Here is a 19,317-nt window from a genome sequence, read left to right as displayed (position 1 = left end):
GTGGTGCGACCGCTGTTGCCCACCCCGGCCTGGCTGGAGGGCCGTGGTGGGCAGCCCGAAGGGTACTGCCACCGCCAGATGCTCGACCAATGCCACGAAGTTAAGAGCTCAGCGGCGGTGTCAAGCGCGGTGGGATACGGGAAGGGCCTCTGCTATCCAGGGGATCGACCAAGATCTTCCTGAGAAAGCAGAGGCCCAGTGGCCCAGTCTGTCACGGGCGCCGACAACGTGTTCGCGCCTGGTCATATCGGTGAGTTGACGCAGGTCGTCCCGCCCGAGTTGGTGGATGCGGTGCTGGACGAGACCGGGGCACGCGAGCGACGCCTGCGGAGCCTCCCCTCTCGTGTCGGGGTGTACTTCGTGCTCGCGCTCGGGCTGTTCGAGCATCTGGGCGCCGGGCTGGTGTGGGGCAAGCTCGTGGCCGGACTGGCCGCCAGAGTGCCGCAGCCGTCGGAGAAGGCACTTCGCGATCTGCGTCGTAGGGTCGGCGTGGCCCCGCTCAAGCGGCTGTTCGACGTGCTGGCCGGCCCGCTGGCCCAGCCGTCCACGCCCGGAGTGCGCTACCGCCGCTGGCGTACGGTCGCCTTCGACGGCTGCGGAAGCCTGTCCGTCCCCGACCACGAGCGCAACCGGTCCTGGCTCGGCCGCACCCAACGCCGCTACGGGCCGGCGGGCTACCCCCGAGTGATGCTCATGACCCTGTGCGAAACCGGCACCCGCGGCCTGATCGGAGCCGTCTTCGGTCCCGCCACCAGGGGCGAGACCGAGTACGCCCACGACCTGGCCGGCCGCCTGACCCCGGACATGCTCCTCCTGGCGGACCGCGCCTTCGACAGCAACGAACTGCTCGCAGACATCGCAGCTCAGGGGGCTCAGTTCCTGATACGCGCCACCAGCACCCGACGCCCGCCGGTGCTGGCGCTGCTGCCCGACGGCAATCTGTGAGGGGGTGCTCCGGCGAGGTCACCGCTCTGGAGGTCGATCCCCAGATTCCTGTACCGGTCCCGCAGCCGCTCGTACGCGTCGAGTAGTCCTCGCCCATCGCCTCGGGCAGCCAGCTCGATGTCGTCGCCGATCTCCGCGACGTGCGGTTCCTTGTTGAGCGCGAAGGTCTTCCGTGCCATGAAGGCTCCCAGGGCAAACCTCAGGTCTCAGCTCCGTCACAGACCCCGTACCCATTACAACCACGAGCCTGAAGGCTGGCAGTCTCACCACGTGGAGATAGCTGAACTCGTTCTGGAGTACATGAAGACTCTGGTGTGGCCCGTGGTCACACTCACCCTGGTGTGGGGCCTGCGCGCACACATTCAGTACGCATTCACGCGCATGACCAGATTGGAGACGCCAGCAGGCGCAATCGAGTTCGAGGCTGACGCGCGGGAGGTCCGACTGAACGCAGAAGAACTGTCCACTAACTCCGCCTCCGGCAATCCGACCTCTGCGGGATCTGATGAACCAGTGCCTGAACAGGAGGAGAGCCCACAAGTTCCATCTCCACAGGATGACCAGCAGGAATTCGACATTTACGAGTCTGCGAGAATCACGGCTATCCGTTCTCCTGCGCTGGCCGTTATCCGCAGCTGGGACTTCCTCCAGGAGGATTTCACCCATGCCTTGAATCAGCGCCGAATCCCCGACCCTCCGAACGGCGATCGATGGCACCCTTGGGATATTTCATGGGAGCACCTGCACAGACTGGGTCTTGAGCCCGGAGCAGTGAGCGTTTACATGTCACTGAAAGACCTATGGGACAGAGCAGCACACACCCGCACTGTGGTCACTCTGCAAGCCGCAAATAACTTCATCGCCAGCTGCCGCGACCTTTCGCACCAGGTGAACGCCAGATACCACACGTAGCACTCAACGGCTGCCGCCTATCTACTCATGCCAAAGAGCTTCGCGCAGCGACTGGGTGAGGAGATTTGGTCGCGTCGGCGAACCAGCACCGTTGTCACGGATTCAGTTATCCATCAGTGGTAGACCGGGCAGCACCTTCTCGATGGTGATGGGGAAGTCGCGCACGCGCACGCCGGTGGCGTTGAACACCGCGTTCGCGACCGACGCACCGGCCCCGCAAATGCCCAGCTCGCCGACGCCTTTCGCGCCCAGGACGTTGGCCTTGTCGTCGTACCCGTCAAGGACGACCGCGTCGACGTCGGGGACGTCGGCGTGGACCGGCACCAGATATTGCGCGAAGTCCCGGTTGACGAAGGCGCCGGATCGCAGGTCGACCACGGCCTCTTCTTCGAGGGCCGCGCCCGCTCCCCAGATCATGCCGCCGATCAGCTGCGAGCGAGCCGTCTTCGCGTTGAGCACGCGGCCCACCGAGAACACGCCGAGCATCCGCCGCAGACGGATCTCGGCGGTGTCCGCGTCGACCCCCACTTCAGCGAAATGGGCCCCGTAGGTGTTGATCGAGTAGTCCGTGTAGTTCGGATCATCGCCCATGAAGCGGGTACCGCCCTCCGCCTCGAACCCTTCTGGATGGTTGTGTGCGACGATCTCGCTCAGCGCCTCGGACGCTTTGCCGACAACCACGTTGCCATTCGAGAACACGGCGTCTGCCGGGTCCAGGCCATACAGCGGAGAGCGCGTGTCGCCGCGCGCCGCGGCCAGGAGCTGCTCACGCAGGGCCATACACGCACCATGCACCGCATTGCTCGAGCTGGCGGCGCCCCACGAGCCGCCGGACCCCCAGCTGGTGGGAAATTCGGAACGCCCGAGCTCGATCCGCACCCGATCGGTCGGCAGTCCGAGCCCGTCGGACGCGACCTGAGTCAGGACGGTGTACGTGCCCGTGCCGAGATCGGTCATGTCCGTCTGAACGACGGCGGTGCCGTCAGCCTCCAACCGCACCCGCGCTGCTGCCGGCCCTTGGAAGTGCCCGCGGATGGCGGCCGACATGCCGTAGCCGACCAACCACCGCCCGTCGCGCACACTCGCCGGGGTGGCGGGGCGGTGCTCCCAGCCGAACCGGCGCGCGCCTTCGCGCAGGCACTCGACCAGGTGCCGGTCGCTGTACGGCACGTCTCGCTCGGGATCGACGGTGGGCTCGTTGAGGATCCGCAGCTCGACCGGGTCCATCCCCAGCGCATGGGCCAGCTCGTCCATCGCCGACTCGACCGCCAGCATGCCCGGCGCTTCGCCCGGCGCGCGTACGTCCGTCCCAGGCGGCAGATCGAGCGGCGCAAGCCGGTGGCTGGTCAACCGGTGGGGTGCGGCGTAGAGACTGCGGGTCGTGGCGGCGGTCTGCTCGGCGTACTCCACGTCGGGGTTGGTGTGCATGGTGACGTCATGGGCGATCGCGGTCAGCCGTCCGTCCTGCTCCGCGCCCAGTCGAACCCGCTGGCTGGATGTGGGGCGGTTGCCGACGAGCTGGAAGATCTGCTGCCTGGTCATCGCGACCTTGACCGGTTGGCGCAATTCGCGAGCGGCGAGCGCCGCCAGGATCGTCTCGGAATGGACGCCCAGCTTGGAGCCGAATCCCCCGCCGACGAAGGGGGTGACGATGTGGACCCGCTCCGGGGCGATCCGAAGCGTGCCGGCGACCGAGGCCCGCGCCGCGTCGACGATCTGGCAGCTGACGTAGACGACCAGGTCCTCGTCGCGCGGTTCCACCAGACACGCGTGCGGTTCCATCGGCATCGAGAACTCGTACGGCGTCGTGTACTGCTGGTCGACCTTCACCGCCGCGCTGTCGAACCCGGCATCGAAATCGCCGACCGCCGTGTCGGTGGGAATACCGGCGTTGACCACTTTCGGGATGTACACCTCGTCTTCCTGCTCGGCAAAGTTGAAACGGCCGCGCCCGCCGGTGTATCTGACTTCGACCAGATCGGCCGCCGCTCGGGCCTGTTCGAGGGCCGTGGCGACGACGAGTGCCACCGGCTCGCCGTAGTAGTGGATGTCGGGGCCGGTCAGCACCGGCTGGGCGCGCCAGTATTCGGACGGAACGGACTCATCACGGACACCCTGGGCGGGGGCGTTGTGATAGGTCATCACCATCTTTACGCCAGGTGCGCGTTCGGCGTTCTCGGTGTCGATCCGGGTGATGCGGCCTTTGCCGATCGTCGCGCCGACGATGAACCCGTAGAGAGGTTGGCCGGCCCCCCACTGCTCGTAGGCGTATGTGGCCCGGCCGGAGACCTTCAACGGGCCGTCGACGCGGTTCAGTGCTTGCCCGATCATCTCGTCTCCTCAGCTTGCCTGAGCCGCTTGCGCCAGCGTGCGGCACAGCGTGCGTTTGGCCAGCTCGATCTTGAAGTCGTTGTGCCCCTGCCCCACGGCGTCGCGCATCGCGGCCTCGGCTGCGGCGCGATAGGTGACCATCGTGGCGGGACGGCCGGTCAACGCGGCCTCCGCCTCGATGGACCGCCAGGGTTTGTACGCCACACCGCCGAAAGCCACCCGGGCCTCACTGATCGCTCCCTGATCGGTCGAGACGACAGCCGCCACGGAGACCAGCGCGAACTCGTACGACGCCCGGTCTCGCACCTTGCGGTAGGTCTGCCGGCCCGACGGGGGTGGGGGAAGGAGTACGTTCGTGATCATCTCGCGAGGACGCAGCACGGTCTCGATGTGTGGCGTATCGCCCGGCAGCCGGTAGAAGTCTGCGATGGCGACGCGGCGTACCGACCCGTCGGCGTCGAGTAGCTCGATCTCCGCCTCCAGCACGGTCATCGCGACGGCCATGTCCGAGGGGTGGGTGGCGATGCAGGAGTCGCTGACGCCGAGGAGGGCGTGAATCCGGTTGAACCCGCCGATCGCCGAGCATCCGGAACCGGGATCCCGTTTGTTGCAGCCCGCAGCTGTGTCGTAGAAATAGGGGCAGCGAGTGCGCTGCAACAGGTTTCCCCCGGTGGACGCCTTGTTGCGCAGTTGGCCCGAGGCTCCGGCCACCAGTGCCTCCGACAGCATCGGGTAGCGGGTACGCACTCGGGCATCAGCGGCCACATCGGAATTCGCCGCCTGGGCCCCGACACGCAGTCCGCTGTCCGGGAGCTCCTCGATGTCCCGCAACGGAAGCCGACTGATGTCGACCAGATGGCTAGGCTTCTCGATGTCGAGCTTCATCAGGTCGAGCAGGTTGGTGCCGCCGCTGATGAACTTCGCGCCGGTTCTGGACACCGCAGCGACGGCGGCCTGTGCGTCGGTCGCTCGCTCGTACGTGAAGGATCTCATTCCGGGCCTCCCACCGCGATGCCACGGATGGCCGCGACGATGTTCGGATAGGCGGCGCACCGACAGATGTTGCCGCTCATCCGCTCGCGGATCTCCTCATCGGTCAACGAGATCAGCGGCGAGGTCACGTCAGCGGTGGCGTGGCTGGGCCAGCCCGCCTCCACCTCGGAGAGCATGCCGACAGCCGAACAGATCTGGCCGGGAGTGCAGTAGCCGCATTGGAAGCCGTCACGCTCGACGAAGGCACGTTGCATGGGGTGCAGACCATCGGGATCGCCCAGGCCTTCGATCGTCACGATCTCGTCGTCCTCATGCATCACGGCGAGCGTCAAACAAGAGTTGACGCGTCGGCCGTTGATCAGCACCGTGCAGGCGCCGCACTGCCCGTGATCACACCCCTTCTTGGTCCCGCTCAGGCGCAGGTGCTCGCGCAGCGCGTCGAGCAGCGAGGTCCGTGGATCCACCTCAAGCCGTCGCACCTGATCGTTGACGTTCAACTCGATCGCCGAGAGTTGGGTCATTTCGCCCTGGCTCCGCCCCGCGGTGCCCGTATCCGAATCACTCATCACAGCCCGCCTTCCTCGCTGGGTGCGGGTGTCACCCTGGATATGCGTCGCCACTGTGGGGCGCGAAACGTGGCCCGCCTGGGGCCATGCCCGCCCATCATCCAGCCGATGGGCGGGCCAGGACGGACGACACCGTCACCGGTTCACTCGGACGGTGCTGTACCTCAAGCCCGGAGGGTACAGGTGAGCGGGAGCACGCGTTCGGTGAGCTGGGCATCGGTATGGGCGGCTTCGGTGGGCCAGTCCGCCGCGGTCAGCTGGCCGACCAGGTGCTGCAGCTCGCCGGGACCTACCGGGACCCTGGTGGCGAGAGCGCGGAGGGTGATGCCCTTGCCGCCGGGACCGAGGCGTCCCGACGCGTCGGTCTGGGTGGCCAGCGTCAGGGTGAGCAGCCGGTTTCCCGCGGTGGCCCTGGCCTTGCGGAGCTTCTTGTCCGAGACGGTTTTCTGGGCCCAGCCGGAGAGCTTGGGCCGCATCTTGCCGAATGTGAACGGGCCCGTCCCGTCCTTGTAGGGCACCTGGGAGGGTGATCGGGGTGGGGTTGAGGTTCCCCCGCTGCGCGGGGGTGGCTGACTAGGGCGTGTTCCAGGTTCAGATCACTGTTGGGTCAAATCGCTCCGCCGGAGTGGCTCGGGACGGTAGACATCCGGGGTGACGCGAGGCGATCTGACGGATGCAGAGTGGGAGTTGTTCGAGCCGCACCTGCCGCTCGGCGTGAGCGGACCGATCCCTGACCTGCGTAAACAGTTGAACGCGGTGATGTGGAGGTTCCGGACCGGGAGCCCGTGGCGCGACATCCCCGAACGCTACGGGTCCTGGTCCACCGTCTACGGCCGCTTCCAGAAGTGGGCCCTTGCGGGCACCTTCGAGACGCTGATGGAGCGGATGATCGCCGAGGCGGCCCGGCGAGGACAGGCCGATCTGGACCTGGTCAGCGTCGATTCCACCGTCGCACGCGCGCATCACCACGCGGCCGGCATGGCCGTCGACCCCGAGCTCCTGGAGGAGCTGGTGAAAGCCGCCGAGGAGGAAAAGGGGCTCCAGCAAAGGGACAATCCGCCCAGGTGACGGCCGAAGGCGACCCGGTCAAGGAAGCGTTACGTGCCGAACGACGACGGATACGCCGCCGCCACAAGGCCCGCCTGAAAGCTGCCGCGTTGGGGCGCTCGCGGGGCGGGCTGACGGTCAAGACGCACCTGGCCACCGACCGGCGGTGCCGCCCGCTGTCGTTCGTGGTGACGCCGGGACAGGCGGCCGACAGTCCGCGTTTCGCCGCGGTCCTCGACCGAGTCAGGATCCGTGGGCCGGTCGGTCGGCCCCGCACCCGCCCCGGGGCCGTCGCCGCCGACAAGGCGTATTCCTCCCGCGCGAACCGCTCCTACCTGCGTAAACACCGGATCCAGGCGGTGATCCCGGAGAAGAAGGACCAGGCCGCCCACCGTAAGAAGCGAGGCTCGAAGGGCGGCCGCCCCCTCTCCCACGACGCCGAGCTTTACAAGGAGAGGAACACCGTCGAGCGCGGCATCAACAAGATCAAGGAATGGCGAGGGCTGGCCACCCGCTACGACAAGACTCCTACCAGCTACCTCGCCGGACTCCACCTACGCGGATCGATCATCTGGCTCCGGAGTCTCCGCCCCACATGATCCGAACCTGGAACACGCCCTAGCTGGCCAGGGCGGGTTGACGTGGTTTCAGGTTCACTTGTTCGGCTGTTGCCCGGCTGGCGTAGTGCTTCTCCTCGTATTCGATCGGACTGAGGTAGCCGAGCCGCTTCTGGATTCTGCGGGGGTTGTAGAAGCCGTCGATGTACTCGAAGAGTGCGAGGTTGGCTTCGGCCCTGGTGGTGAAGACCCGGCCGCGGATGCACTCGGTCTTGATCACCATCCACAGGTTCTCCGCCAGGGCATTGTCGAACGAGTCGCCGACCGAGCCCATGGATGCTTGGACCCCGGCTCTGACCAGGCGTGTTGTGAGTTTTTCACGGACGTGTATTGGGCGGATTCAACTGGTCGTCGCAACACCTCGATCTTGGAGGTGTTTGAACCGCCCCGGGTTTGATGGAGACATCGAAGACCCGGAGGGATGCCAATCATGGCTGCTCCCCGTAAGTACCCCGATGAACTGCGCGAGCGTGCGACGCGGTTGGCGATCGAGGCCCGTAAGGACCCGGCTGGCCGGGCCGGTGCGATCAAGCGCGTCGCCGACCAGCTCGACGTGCATCCCGAAGCCCTGCGTGGCTGGGTCAAGCGGGCTGAGACCGGCGTTTGGGGCGTACTTGAGGAGCAGGCCGGCGAAGTGGAGCCGTTCGTCCGTGGGCCAGTCCTGGGTGATGTGCTCGAACGCCTGGCGCTGTTCGCGCGCGAAGCGCTCCCGCAGCGCCTTGCCGTCGGGTGTCAGTCTCGAAGCGGTGCGCCGGCCGTCCTGCTGGGCTGCCTCCCGCAGCAGGCAGCCCTGCTGGATGCAACCGGACACCGTGCGGCTGACGACCGATCCGTGCCGAGTTTCCTCGGCGACCGCGCCAACGGTCGCTTCGCCGGTGCGGTCGGCGACGACGTTGAGCACCAGGTTGCGGGAGAGATCCCTGCCGGAGGGCGGGGCATGCCGCCCGAGCCGGGAGAAGGCCGATCCGGCCACGCGCGAGGCAGACAGGCGTGCAGCCGAGCGCAAGATAAATGTACGTACAATTGAGGTGAGATTTGCGCAGGTGGCTTGCGCATCGAAGTCGCGCCGTCTAACTTTAATGTACGTACATTTGATCGGAGGGTTCCCTTGGTGACCAAGCAGCACCACCGGACCGTGATCATCGGCGGCGGGACCGCAGGTATCTCGGTCGCGGCTCGGCTCCGCCGCGCCGGTGAAAAGGACGTCGCAGTGCTCGACCCAAGCCTTCACCACTACTACCAACCGTTGTGGACGCTGGTCGGCGGCGGACGAGCCCCGCTGAAGGAGAGCATCCGCCCGCAGGCGACCTTGATACCGAAGGGTGTGCGGTGGATCCGCCATGCCGCGGTCTCCATCGACCCCGAAGCCCAGGAGGTGACGCTGGACGACGGCGGCACCGTCTCCTACGACCACTTGGTGGTCTGCACCGGCATCCAGCTGGACTGGGATCGAGTGCCGGGCTTGGAGGCCGGGCTCGGCAAGGACGGCCTGTCGAGCAACTACCTGCCGCACACCGCTCCCGCGACCTGGCGCTTCATCCGCGGGACCCGCTCGGGCAGCGCGGTGTTCAGCATGCCGACGGGCGCCATCAAGTGCGGCGGCGCCCCGCAGAAGATCGCGTACCTCGCCGCCGACTACTGGCGGGAACAGGGCGTCCTCGGCAGGATCGACGTCCACCTCGTGATACCCGGTGCCGCCATCTTCGGCGTTCCGGAGTTCGCGCGCGTGCTCGACGACGTGGTCCGCCGGTACGGCATCAACGTCCACTACGGCAGCGAGGTCACCAAGGTGTGCCCCGAGGCCCGCGAGATGGTCGTCACCGACCTGGGCACCGGGGGCACGAAGACCCTGCCGTACGACATGGCCCACCTCGTCCCACCGCAGAGCGCCCCGGACTGGATCAAGCGCAGCCCGCTTGCCGGAGCCGACGACCCGGCCGGCTACGTCGAGATCGACAAGCACACCATGCGGCATGTCAGGTACCCCAACGTCTGGGCCCTCGGAGATGTCGGATCGTCCCCGAACTCCAAGACCGGCGCCGCAGTGCGCAAGCAGGCGCCCGTGGTCGTCGAGAACATCCTCGCCACGATGAACGGCCGGGAACCCACGGCCGCCTACCACGGCTACTCCTCGTGCCCGCTGACCACGGCCCGCAACAAGATGCTGCTCGCCGAGTTCGACTACAGCGGTCGGCCCACCCCGTCGATCCCGGTGATCGACACCATCCGCGAACGCACCGACATGTGGTACCTCAAGCGGCGCGGCCTGCCGTTCCTCTACTGGAACCTCATGCTCCGCGGGCTCGCCTGACCGACACCCGAAACCAGGAACCCGACCGCCGCACCGACCGGAGACCCGGCGGATCGCACCCGCGGTCCCGGCCCCGGCGTCCCTCGCCACCCTGCCCCTGGCCACCTAGCCGTCGCCGCGCCGCATCCATGACGCGCGGCCCCATCGACCCGCCATCCGCGCCCCGGGCCCGATGCCCCGGCGCACCATCACCGCTCAACCTCAGGAGCCCGTCATGACGAACCACACCGGACCGCTGGTCTTCGTGCAGTTCTACCTCGACTGCCTCTCCCACGCTTCGTACCTCGTCGGCGACCGCACTACCGGCAGGGCCGTCGTGGTCGACCCACAGCGCGACGTCAACGAATACATCTCCACCGCCGAGCGTCACGGCCTGACCATAGAGCGGGTCCTCGAGACCCACATCCACGCCGACTTCCTCTCCGGTCATCTGGAGCTGGCCGAGCGCACGGGCGCCCGCATCTCCTATGGCTCCGTCGGCACGCTCGACTTCGACACCGACCCCCTGGACGACGGCGAGCACCTCAGCCTCGGCGAGGTCGACCTGGAGATCCTGCACACCCCTGGCCATACCCCCGAGTCGATCTGCGTCGTCGTACGCGAACATGCAGGCGACGCCATCCCCTACGGTGTCCTCACCGGCGACACGCTGTTCATCGGCGATGTCGGCCGTCCCGACCTGCTCAGCGCCCGCGGCCGGTCCGCCGAGGACATGGCCCGCGCCCTGTACCACTCCACCCGTGAGCGCCTGCTCGCCCTCCCCGACGACACACGTGTCTACCCGGCGCACGGGGCCGGCTCGGCTTGCGGCAAGAACCTTTCGACCGAGCTGAGCTGTACGATCGGCAACCAGCGCCTGGGCAACTACGCCCTGGCCGACATGACCGAGGACGAGTTCGTCTCCGTTGTGACCGAAGGCCAGCCCGCCGCGCCCGCCTACTTCGCGTTCACATCCGTGCGCAACCGCCAGGCCCGTCCGGTGCTGAACGAAAACACCCCCGTTGTACCCCTCACCCCGGACGCCTTCCTCGACGCCCGGGCGCACGGCGCCATCGTCCTGGACACGCGGGACCCGGAGTCGTTCGCCTCCGCTCACCTGCCCGGCGCGGTCAACGTCCCTCTCGGCGGACGCTTCGCCGAGCTCGCCGGCGAGGTGCTCGACGCCCGGGACAGCATCATCCTGTGCGGCGACCCGGCCACCGCGCGCGAGGCCCGCAACCGTCTCGCCCGCATCGGCTTCGACCACGTCCTCGGCGCCTTGACAACCTCGGTTGACGCCGTCGGCGCCGAATACCTGACCGCCGCCGTGCGCGTGGAAGCCGCCGGCCTCGATGACCGGCTCGTCAAGGACGCGGACGACTTCGAGCTGGTGGACGTGCGCGGCCGGGGCGAGGTGCGTGAAAGCGGCACCATCCCCGGCGCTCGCCTCATCCCTCTGCCCGAACTTGTCGGCCGCCTCGGCGAGCTGCCGACCGACCAGCCGCTGACCGTGTTCTGCGCGAGCGGCAACCGCTCATCGGTGGCCGCGTCCGTACTGCGCGCGCGCGGCTTCGAGGCCACCGACCTACGCGGTGGCTTCTCCGCCTGGCGCGGTGAGGTCGCGCACCCCGCCGACACGACCCCGGGTGGCGGCCCGGTGTGAGCGTCCTGATCCTCGCTCTGCTCTGCGGAGCCGTGGTCGGCCTGGCTATCGGCGCGCTCGGCGGTGGCGGGGGTGTGCTCGCGGTCCCGGCCCTGGTGTATCTCCTGGGCGTCGCACCCGCCGACGCCGGGACCACCAGTCTGGTTGTCGTCACCGTCACCTCCGTCACCGCCCTCGCCCGCCACGTCGGCACCGGCAACATCCGCTGGCGGACCGGCGCCCTGTTCGCCGCGGCCGGCGTGGCACCCGCCATCGGGGCGTCCATGTGTGCCCACCGCATCCCGCAGGCCGTGCTGACCACCGCGTTCGCTGTCCTGGCCGCTCTCGCCGCCGCGGTGATGCTGCGCGGTCTGCGCGCAGCGCACGGGTCGCGCCAGGCCGCCGCGTCCGAGACGGCCGCCTCGCAGGACACCGCACCCGGGTCGGCCGTGGGGGCCGTCGCGTCCCGCTCCGGCCGGCCCGGGCCTGCGGACGCGACCGCCGTCGGGGCGGCACTCCGAACGGCCGGCGGGACCAGCGCGGCCGCACAGCGTGCGGGCGCTCCCGCGCCGGAAGAGGCGGGCGGCGCCGACACCGCCGACGGCCACGGGAGGTCCGTCGGCCGGGCCGGGTACCTGCGCACCACCGCGGCCGGAGCCGGTCTGGGTGCGGTGACCGGGTTGCTGGGTGTCGGCGGCGGCTTCCTTGCCGTACCCGCCCTGGTGTCGGTGCTCCGCCTGCCGATGCGGCAGGCCGTCGGCACCAGCCTCGTGGTCATCCTCATCAACTCGGTCGCCTCCCTCGCCACCCGCCTGGCGGCCGGAGGAATGTCCCTCGACCTCGCGATCTTCGGTCCGTTCGTGGGCGCCGCCATCCTCGGCGCCTGGGACGGCAAGCGGCTGGCAGCCAAGCTCTCCGGTGCCGCCTTGCAGCGGACCTTCGCCGCTCTGTTGCTCGCGATGGCCGTGTTCATGCTCATCGACGTGTTCGTCTGAGGTTTCCCGCACGGCCGCGGTTGGTGCCGCGGCCGGGTGACGGTCACTGCTGATCGGCAGCCGCCTGAGCGACGGGCATCCGAGCCCGTCGCGCGGCCTTTGGCGTCCGGCACCCGCCCGTGGGTACGGGTGCCGGTCACGCCGGGCCGCCACCCCTGCGGGCCAGGCCAACGCGTTCTTGTCTGAGGAGCCGGTGAGTGCGGGTTTGCACCGCCCCTGCAAATGTACGAACATTCATCTTGTCTCAGTAGTATTCGTCCGACCCCCGAGCCCCAGGAGGGCACCGGTGACCTCCCGACCCGGCCCCCGTTCTCTCAGCCGATCCGCGGGCGAGCCGCTATGGGCACAGCTGCGCGCCGACCTGCTGCGCCGTCTTGAGGACAGCGAGTTCCGCGACGTCTTCCCCGGCGAGCACGACCTCGTTGCCGAATACCAGGTCAGCCGGCACACGGTCCGCGAGGCCCTCCGCCAGCTGCGTGCGGAGGGCCTCGTCACCGCCCGGCGCGGCAAGGTCTCCCGGTTCACTGCTGGCCGCCCGCTGGAGCAGAAGGTCGGTGAGGCGTACAGCCTTTTCCGTTCTGTCGAGGAGGTCGGCGCCGTCCAGCGCAGCATCGTGCGTGTGCTCGACCAGCGCGCCGACGGTGTCATTGCTGCCCGTCTGGGACGTGAGGAATCCACACCGCTCGTCTACCTCGAACGTCTCCGCCTCGCCGACGAGGAGCCGCTCGCCGTCGATCGCGTGTGGCTTCCTGCGGATGTGGCCCGCCCGCTCCTGGACGTCGACTTCACCCGCACCTCGCTCTACGACGAGCTCGAACGCCACTGCGGCACTCGCATCAGCGGCGGCTGGGAGCGCATTCGGGCCGTCACGCCCGGCCGCGGAGAGCGCACCCTGCTCGACTGCCCCGAGTCCACCGCGCTGTTCGCGATCGACAGGCTCGGTCACGACACCGGCCTACGCCAGGTCGAGTGGCGGCAGACACTCGTCCGAGCGGATCGCTTCGCCGTCGCCGCCGCGTTCTCCACCGACGACGGCTACCGGCTGGGCGCTCCGGTCCGTACACCCTGACCCGGGATCGCTCCTTGGGGGCCCGACGAAGCGTGCCGAACGGGGTGGACGCGGTCGGGTGCAGACCGACGTCGATGCTCCCGACGGCGGCGCCGGTTTCGCCAGGTCGATCGGCCTCCCGACGGACTGCTTCCCCGCAGAACGCGGAGGACACGGTCCTGCCGTCGGCCGAGAATACCGCCGCACCCACCAGTGCGTTCTTGGAGCCGTCGGCCGGCGCACCCTGAACACCGCCGCCGTCCACGGCGAGTGACACGCGGTTCACGGTCTCGATCCGGTGATCCGTCGTCGTACTCGAGGAACACACCTGATTCACGGCTCTGACAAGATTTTCGTAGCCGTTGATCGTGCCTCGGTGTGGATCAGTTGAGCAGGATGCGGTGGCGGAGGAGGCGGAAGCCGGCGCGGCCGTACATCTGTCTCTTGATCAGTTTCGTCTTGGTGTTGACGCCTTCGGTTCCGCCGTTGTGGAACGGGAGGGTGAGTCCGTTGATGACGGCGTCGTGGTCGCGTTCCAGGCCGCGGGTGAAAGCGTGCAGGTGGGGCAGGTCGTCCTCGCGGACCTGGGAGATCCACTCCTCGAGGTGTCGGGCGTTGTCGGCAGCGGGGGTGAGCAGGGCCGCGAAGGAACGGACGTGCCTGGCCAGGGCGGTCATCTCGGGGCAGGCCCCGGTCAGCTCTGCGAGGAGCTCGCGGTCCTTGTCCTTGAGCTGCTCGGGCTCGGTACACAGCAGGCCCTTGAGGCGGCGAGGTGAGACGGCGGGGCGGTCGGACTCGACGCGGCCCTGATTGATGTAGCGGTAGAGGAGGTTCGAGCTGCCCTGGTAGCCAACTTCCTTGATCTCATCCAGGAGCTGCCTGACGCTCACGGCGGGCTCCTCCTCGCGGCGCCGTCGCAGGTGGTCACGGTAGGGGTCGACCAGGGTGGGCCGGTACTGCAGGGCCTTCTTCAGTTGCTCGGGCTCGGGGACGCGGGCATATCGTTTGACGGTGTTCAGCGCCAGTTGCAGGCGGCGGGCGCAGTCCAGTAGGCCGACGCCCTGGTCGAGCAGGGCGTGGACCTGATGCCAGCGTTCCCGGGTGGTTTCCTCGCGGACACGGGCCTGGGAGGGCGGTCCGCATTTCGCCCAGCAGCCGGCGTGCGCGTGGACCTCCTTGAGGACAGCCTCCCCGAGGTTGTGCCACAGGGTACTGGTGGGCCGTCGGCGAGGTACCTGCTGTGCAGGCCCTTCTCCAACGGCCCCCAGCCCGAACGACGCATGCGACTTGTCACCGCACGTCGCTCTCCAGTGATTACTCCGTGAGTGCTGAGACAGACAGGCTTCTTGCCGTGGATGCCCGCGTGACAACTTCCGCAGACCACAAGGGCTTTGCGGTGCCTCGCGGCCATGAGATCTGCCCACGGCGGCCGGGTTCCCGATCTTCCGAGGTCCGCGAGCCTGGCGACGTGGTGAACTTCCACCGCGTCGACGCGCCCGCATGACTCGCACCGCCCGGCGAGAAGCCGGGTGACCAGCTCCTTGCGTTTGATGTTGACCGGGGCCAGCCGACGGTCGGTGATGACCGTCTTCTTCTCCCGCCGCAGCGGGATCCCGCCGAACCGTCCAACCAGTGGCTTCCTGCCGACGCGTTCGACGCGTGCCTCGAAGCACTTGCGTAGCCCGTGCGGTGTCTCGATGGTCGCCGCGTACTTGCGGGCCATTTTCGACACCGACGAGCGGTGCTTGTTGGCGAGCGTCATCAGCATCGAGGTCTCCATGACCCATTGCAGCCGGGCGAGTCGAAAGACGTCGCCGGCCATCAGGTAGTACTGGACGATGCCGCGGTACTCCGACCCGTAGGTGCTGAGGATGACGTGGTCGTCTTGGTTCAGCAGTTCGGGCCGACGCGCGGGTTTACCGCGCTCCATGTACTGGGCCTGCTTGGCAGATACCACCGAACGAGGGACGCGCAATCTGATGACCCCATTGACGGAGCGCCGTCCGCCGGTGATCTTGCGGTCGTTGTGGTGCACGGTGATGTCGTAGCCGAGGAACCTCGCTGCCTCGGTGCGGGCATGCGTGATGAGCGTCTTCTCCGGCGACAATTCCAACTTGAGTTCGTCACGCAGGAATTGCGCCAGACGCTCCTTGATTTCCTCGGCTTCTACCTTCGGTCCGGCGAACCCGAGCAGGGTATCGTCGGCGTAGCGCACATATCGCAGCCTCCGGTAGCCGGGATCCTGAGTATCCTGGCTGGGAATACTGCGGAGTTGCTTGCGTAGATCCCGCACTTCGGTGCGGTCACCGCGCTTGCGGGCGCGCCGCATAGCGTTCCACACCTCGAAGAAGGCGCGGCTCGGCTTCCTGATCCTGCCCCGGGTGTATTTCGGGATCAGAACCTTCTCGACAAACTCGTCCAACTTGTGCAGGTAGATATTTGACAAGATCGGTGAAACAACTCCGCCTTGCGGGCTTCCGCTGTGCGTCGCGTTCCAGATCCAGTCCTCCATGTATCCGGCCTTGAGCATGTTGTGCACCAGGTGCATGAATCGGTTGTCGTGGATTCTCTCGCCCAGAATCCGGAGCATGACCGAATGGTCAAGCCGGTCGAAACACTGGGCGACGTCTCCCTCGATCAACCAGACTGTCCCCGTCCAGGTGTTGGCCACATCACGTAATGCGGTGTGGCAGCCCCTGCGGGGACGGAAACCGTGAGAGGAGTTAGAGAACGTCGGCTCGTAATACGCCTCAAGCAACAGACGGATCACCTCGCCGACGAGCTTGTCACTCCAGGGAGGCAGGCCGAGCGGACGCAGCTTCGTGCTGCCCCGACCCTTCGGGATGTAGACCCTGCGAGCTGGGCTCCATCGATAACGCTCGTGGCGCAGCGCGTCGATGACGTGCTCGATCTTACCCAGCGACATGCCGTCCACGGTCTCCCCGTTGACCCCAGGTGTCATTGATCCCTTGTTGGAATACAGACGCCCGTAGGCCAGCAGATACAACTGCGGATTGAAGAGCTGTCGATATAGTTCGTCGCACAGCAGGCCACGCCTGCCGCGTTCGCGGAGGACACTCAGCACCGTTTCGGCGCTCTGCATTACGCATACCTCCCGAGTCTTGAGTGCCCGATCACCTGGCCCCCTTCGCCCGATGCGGACGGCTTTCCCGTCCTCCTTGGCCGGTCGTGACTCCGGCGACTACTACGGGGCCTCCGTCGCCATAGGAAGATCTCTTCCATTAGGCGATCCCATGTTCGTCCTTGTCGTACGTTCTAGCGTGGTTTAGGTGCCCCACTCATCCCCTTGAATGCCCTCGCTGGGCATCGCTCCGCACTCCGGAGGTTGCGTCGACCATGGCATAAAGCCGTCGCAGGGTGCGGCGTCGGTGTCAGGCATCTTTCCGACGGATTCGACCTTCAATCTTCTGGGGATTAGGGTTCAGGCAATCCAGCTTTCACCTTGCCACGCGGGTCCCTCGACGCCCCGTCCCTAATGCCTGAGCCCAGCCGTCGATTTCCTGGCATGCTACGGTCCCATCACCGTTTCCGGATTAGGTAAGCCATCGGACCCAAGAATCTCCCTCCAAATTCATCCCGACTGAATCGGGGATAAGACAAGACGCCTCATGGCGCACTGCCAGCGGTCAGTGATCTGCGGCACCTGGGGCAGCGCGTCGGTGACAGCCTGCGCGTAGCCGGCCGCGCCGTCCCGGCAGACCGCCTCGATGCCCGGATGGGCACGTAGCCAGGCCGTCAGAGTCTCGGCCTTGCGGTCGGGCAGGACCTCGACGCGTTCGCGGGTCTCGGCGTTGATCAGGATCGTGGCGTAGCGGTGGCCGCGCCGCAGTGCGAAGTCGTCCACGCCGAGAACCGCGGGCACCGCCGAGGTGGGCAGGGGGATGCGTAACAGGCAGGTCAGCATGCTCGCCCACGACAGGGTCTGGTGCAGATGGACCAGCAACCGGGCCCCGGCTCTCCCGGCCAGGGCCGTCGCGACCGACGCGATCACCTTCTGCAGGGCGGGGGTCCGCCGCTGGTAGCGCACCGTCAGCCCGGGGACCTGCTCGACGAACGTGGTCTTGGAACAGTCCGGGTTCTCGCAGTACAAGCGGCGCACCGACACGTCGATCACCACCGGTCTCCCGCCGATCGCCTCGTCGGCGACATGCCGCACGTACCGGCTGTGCTCCCACGCCGATTCCTGCCCGCAGCCCGGGCAGATCACCGAGACCCCGGCGGCAGTCCGCACCGTGATCCTGACCAGGCCCTCGCCTGCCTCCACCGCCTCGACCAGCACCGAAGCCAGGTGGGGAAGCAGCGCCGTCAACTCGACATCACACGCCACCAGCCTTCCCCACCAAAGCACTTGCCGAGGCCGATACCGCAAAGTCGATCAACGGCTACGAAAATCTTGTCAGAGCCTGATTCACGACACTCCCATTGACAGGACAGAGACTGTCTCCGGTGGTGTGTCAGCCGGTGGCGGCGGTGTTGCGGACGGTGCGTTCGTTGTTGCTGAGGCCGTGATCCATGCCCTGGTCGCGTTCGAGCTGGATCATGACGGAGGAGCGGTAGTTGAGGATGTAGGCGCGGCGGTGGCTGTCGGTGGTGTTGCCGCGGGAGTAGTGCAGGGTGGCTCCGCCGTGGGCTGCAGCCTCCCCCGGGTTGAGCGGGACGGGGGTGGCACCGGGCTCGTCCTCGGAGCAGTCGCACTCGATGGCTCCGCCGCCCGCGGGGCGGTGCGGGCGTATGGATGTTTTGTGGGAGCCCTGGACGTACCACATACAGCCGTTGTCGACGGTGGACGTGTCGAGGGCGACCCAGATGGAGACCGCTCGGGTGTCGGGCAGGTCGACCCAGTAGCCGGCGTCCTGGTGCCAGGGGGTGGGCGTGCCGCTTTGGGGGGCCTTGTCGATGAGCATGTCGAAGTCCATGTCGTCGCCGACCAGTTCCCGGGCGACCTTCAGCGCCCACTGGTGCAGCGGCATGTCGCCCAGTTCCGGGTGGAGCGCGGACGGCCACATGATCTGGGTGATGTTCTCCGTGGCGCTGCCTGGGGTGCCTGCTCCGGCGCCCAGGTCGGAGCGCTTGTCTGGGCGGTGGCGTTACGGGCGCGGATCGTGCTGGCGTGTGCAGGCCCTGACGTTCCGCCGATTGTTGTGGTGGCGCGGGATCTTCGGGTAGCGGCGGACACGGTCCGCAAGTGGCGTCGGCGGTTCCTGGCCGCCCGGCTGGACGGGTTGGTGGACGAGCCCCGGCCGGGCCGGCCGCCCACCATCAGCGTCGACCAGGTGGAGGCGGTCGTGGTCAGCACGCTGGAGGAGCTACCGAAGAATGCCACCCACTGGTCGCGCAAGTCGATGGCCGAACGCAGTGGGCTGTCGAAGTCGACCGTGGGCCGAATCTGGCGGAAGTTCCATCTCAAGCCTCATCTGACGGACACCTTCAAACTGTCGACGGACCCCTTGTTCGTCGAGAAGGTCTACGACGTGGTCGGGCTGTACTTCAATCCGCCCGAAGGGGCGGTAGTGCTGTCGGTGGACGAGAAGTCACAGATCCAGGCGCTGGACCGGTCCCAGCCGGTGCTGCCGGGCATGCCCGAGCGGCGCACCCACGACTACATCCGTAACGGTCTGACCACTCTCTTCGCGGCCTTCGACGTCGCGACCGGCGAAGTCATCACCTCGCTGCACCGTCGACACCGGGCAGCGGAGTTCAAGAAGTTCCTCATCAAGATCGAGAAGGAGGTTCCCGGGCACCTCCAGATCCACCTGATCTGCGATAACTGTGAGACTTGTGGGGTGCCGTCGGGGGCCGGAGCCTGACCCGTGCGACAACTGGCCGCAGCTGCCTTGGAGTAGATCTGTCGGCTTCCGGCCCCAGGCGGTGCTTGCTGCCGCCGGACCGGCGGGCGTGTCCCGATAGGGG

At 67.4% G+C, this 19,317-nt stretch carries 14 protein-coding genes and 5 pseudogenes; 9 read left to right on the top strand and 10 right to left on the bottom strand.

Annotated features, from left to right (window positions below; genetic code table 11):
* Window positions 1-198 precede the first annotated feature (198 nt).
* A pseudogene (locus OG936_RS36355) lies at window positions 199-939 on the top strand (transposase domain-containing protein); the annotation flags it as partial.
* On the opposite strand, the gene OG936_RS36350 reads toward OG936_RS36355, so the two are convergent.
* Window positions 873-1,124: a hypothetical protein gene (locus tag OG936_RS36350; protein ID WP_406500032.1), complete on the bottom strand. Its 252-nt coding sequence runs from the start codon at window positions 1,122-1,124 to the stop codon at window positions 873-875. The pseudogene OG936_RS36355 and the gene OG936_RS36350 overlap by 67 nt on opposite strands.
* Before the next feature lie 91 nt (window positions 1,125-1,215).
* Between OG936_RS36350 and OG936_RS36345 the strand changes: the two genes are divergently transcribed.
* Window positions 1,216-1,857, top strand: a complete 642-nt coding sequence (locus OG936_RS36345) for a hypothetical protein (RefSeq protein WP_406500031.1) — start codon at window positions 1,216-1,218, stop codon at window positions 1,855-1,857.
* Between the two features lie 102 nt (window positions 1,858-1,959).
* Here OG936_RS36345 and OG936_RS36340 read toward each other — a convergent pair whose 3' ends face one another.
* The 4 genes from OG936_RS36340 to OG936_RS36325 all read right to left on the bottom strand — a co-directional run bounded on the left by OG936_RS36340 (window position 1,960) and on the right by OG936_RS36325 (window position 6,265).
* The gene (locus tag OG936_RS36340; RefSeq protein ID WP_406500030.1) at window positions 1,960-4,152 is read right to left on the bottom strand and encodes a molybdopterin cofactor-binding domain-containing protein; all 2,193 of its coding nucleotides are present in this window, start codon (window positions 4,150-4,152) and stop codon (window positions 1,960-1,962) included.
* A gap of 45 nt (window positions 4,153-4,197) precedes the next feature.
* The gene (locus OG936_RS36335) at window positions 4,198-5,181 is read right to left on the bottom strand and encodes an FAD binding domain-containing protein (RefSeq protein WP_406500029.1); all 984 of its coding nucleotides are present in this window, start codon (window positions 5,179-5,181) and stop codon (window positions 4,198-4,200) included.
* Window positions 5,178-5,747 (bottom strand): 2Fe-2S iron-sulfur cluster-binding protein, encoded by a 570-nt coding sequence (locus tag OG936_RS36330; protein ID WP_406500028.1) that lies wholly within the window; start codon window positions 5,745-5,747, stop codon window positions 5,178-5,180. The genes OG936_RS36335 and OG936_RS36330 overlap by 4 nt, the downstream gene beginning before the upstream one ends.
* A 164-nt stretch (window positions 5,748-5,911) precedes the next feature.
* Window positions 5,912-6,265, bottom strand: coding sequence for a hypothetical protein (locus OG936_RS36325; protein WP_406500027.1), 354 nt, complete (start codon window positions 6,263-6,265; stop codon window positions 5,912-5,914).
* 133 nt (window positions 6,266-6,398) lie between these two features.
* On the opposite strand from OG936_RS36325, the pseudogene OG936_RS36320 reads away from it, so the two are divergent.
* Window positions 6,399-7,393: pseudogene (locus OG936_RS36320) on the top strand (IS5 family transposase).
* Window positions 7,394-7,412: 19 nt separating this feature from the next.
* On the opposite strand, the gene OG936_RS36315 reads toward OG936_RS36320, so the two are convergent.
* Window positions 7,413-7,712 carry an IS3 family transposase gene (locus tag OG936_RS36315; protein ID WP_406500766.1) on the bottom strand — a complete coding sequence of 100 codons (300 nt, stop codon included), beginning with the start codon at window positions 7,710-7,712 and terminating at the stop codon, window positions 7,413-7,415.
* Window positions 7,713-7,832: 120 nt separating this feature from the next.
* On the opposite strand from OG936_RS36315, the gene OG936_RS36310 reads away from it, so the two are divergent.
* From OG936_RS36310 to OG936_RS36290, 5 genes are all read left to right on the top strand, one after another.
* Window positions 7,833-8,438: a transposase gene (locus OG936_RS36310; RefSeq protein WP_406500026.1), complete on the top strand. Its 606-nt coding sequence runs from the start codon at window positions 7,833-7,835 to the stop codon at window positions 8,436-8,438.
* Window positions 8,439-8,519: 81 nt separating this feature from the next.
* Window positions 8,520-9,722: an FAD-dependent oxidoreductase gene (locus OG936_RS36305; protein ID WP_406500025.1), complete on the top strand. Its 1,203-nt coding sequence runs from the start codon at window positions 8,520-8,522 to the stop codon at window positions 9,720-9,722.
* Window positions 9,723-9,936: 214 nt separating this feature from the next.
* Window positions 9,937-11,364, top strand: coding sequence for a rhodanese-like domain-containing protein (locus OG936_RS36300; RefSeq protein ID WP_406500024.1), 1,428 nt, complete (start codon window positions 9,937-9,939; stop codon window positions 11,362-11,364).
* Window positions 11,361-12,338, top strand: coding sequence for a sulfite exporter TauE/SafE family protein (locus OG936_RS36295; protein WP_406500023.1), 978 nt, complete (start codon window positions 11,361-11,363; stop codon window positions 12,336-12,338). Before OG936_RS36300 ends, OG936_RS36295 begins: the two co-directional genes overlap by 4 nt.
* Before the next feature lie 286 nt (window positions 12,339-12,624).
* Complete coding sequence (locus OG936_RS36290) at window positions 12,625-13,407, top strand: GntR family transcriptional regulator (protein ID WP_406500022.1); 783 nt, start codon at window positions 12,625-12,627, stop codon at window positions 13,405-13,407.
* 362 nt (window positions 13,408-13,769) lie between these two features.
* On the opposite strand, the pseudogene OG936_RS36285 reads toward OG936_RS36290, so the two are convergent.
* The 4 genes and pseudogenes from OG936_RS36285 to OG936_RS36270 form a co-directional block, all read right to left on the bottom strand.
* Window positions 13,770-14,594: pseudogene (locus tag OG936_RS36285) on the bottom strand (transposase); the annotation flags it as partial.
* 131 nt (window positions 14,595-14,725) lie between these two features.
* Window positions 14,726-16,489: pseudogene (locus OG936_RS36280) on the bottom strand (reverse transcriptase domain-containing protein); the annotation flags it as partial.
* A gap of 489 nt (window positions 16,490-16,978) precedes the next feature.
* Entirely contained in the window at window positions 16,979-17,734 is a 756-nt protein-coding gene (locus OG936_RS36275) for an ISL3 family transposase (RefSeq protein WP_406500021.1), read from the bottom strand.
* A gap of 127 nt (window positions 17,735-17,861) precedes the next feature.
* A complete protein-coding gene (locus tag OG936_RS36270; protein WP_406500020.1) occupies window positions 17,862-18,413 on the bottom strand; it encodes a phytanoyl-CoA dioxygenase family protein in 552 nt (183 codons plus the stop codon).
* Between the two features lie 72 nt (window positions 18,414-18,485).
* Between OG936_RS36270 and OG936_RS36265 the strand changes: the two are divergent.
* Window positions 18,486-19,196 (top strand): annotated as a pseudogene (locus OG936_RS36265) (IS630 family transposase); the annotation flags it as partial.
* Window positions 19,197-19,317 lie beyond the last annotated feature (121 nt).

Origin of the sequence: Streptomyces sp. NBC_00846, from assembly GCF_045207325.1 — a bacterium.
Taxonomy (GTDB): domain Bacteria; phylum Actinomycetota; class Actinomycetes; order Streptomycetales; family Streptomycetaceae; genus Streptomyces.
Note: the sequence above shows the minus strand (reverse complement) of the source record. Positions and strands in the feature narration are given on the sequence as shown.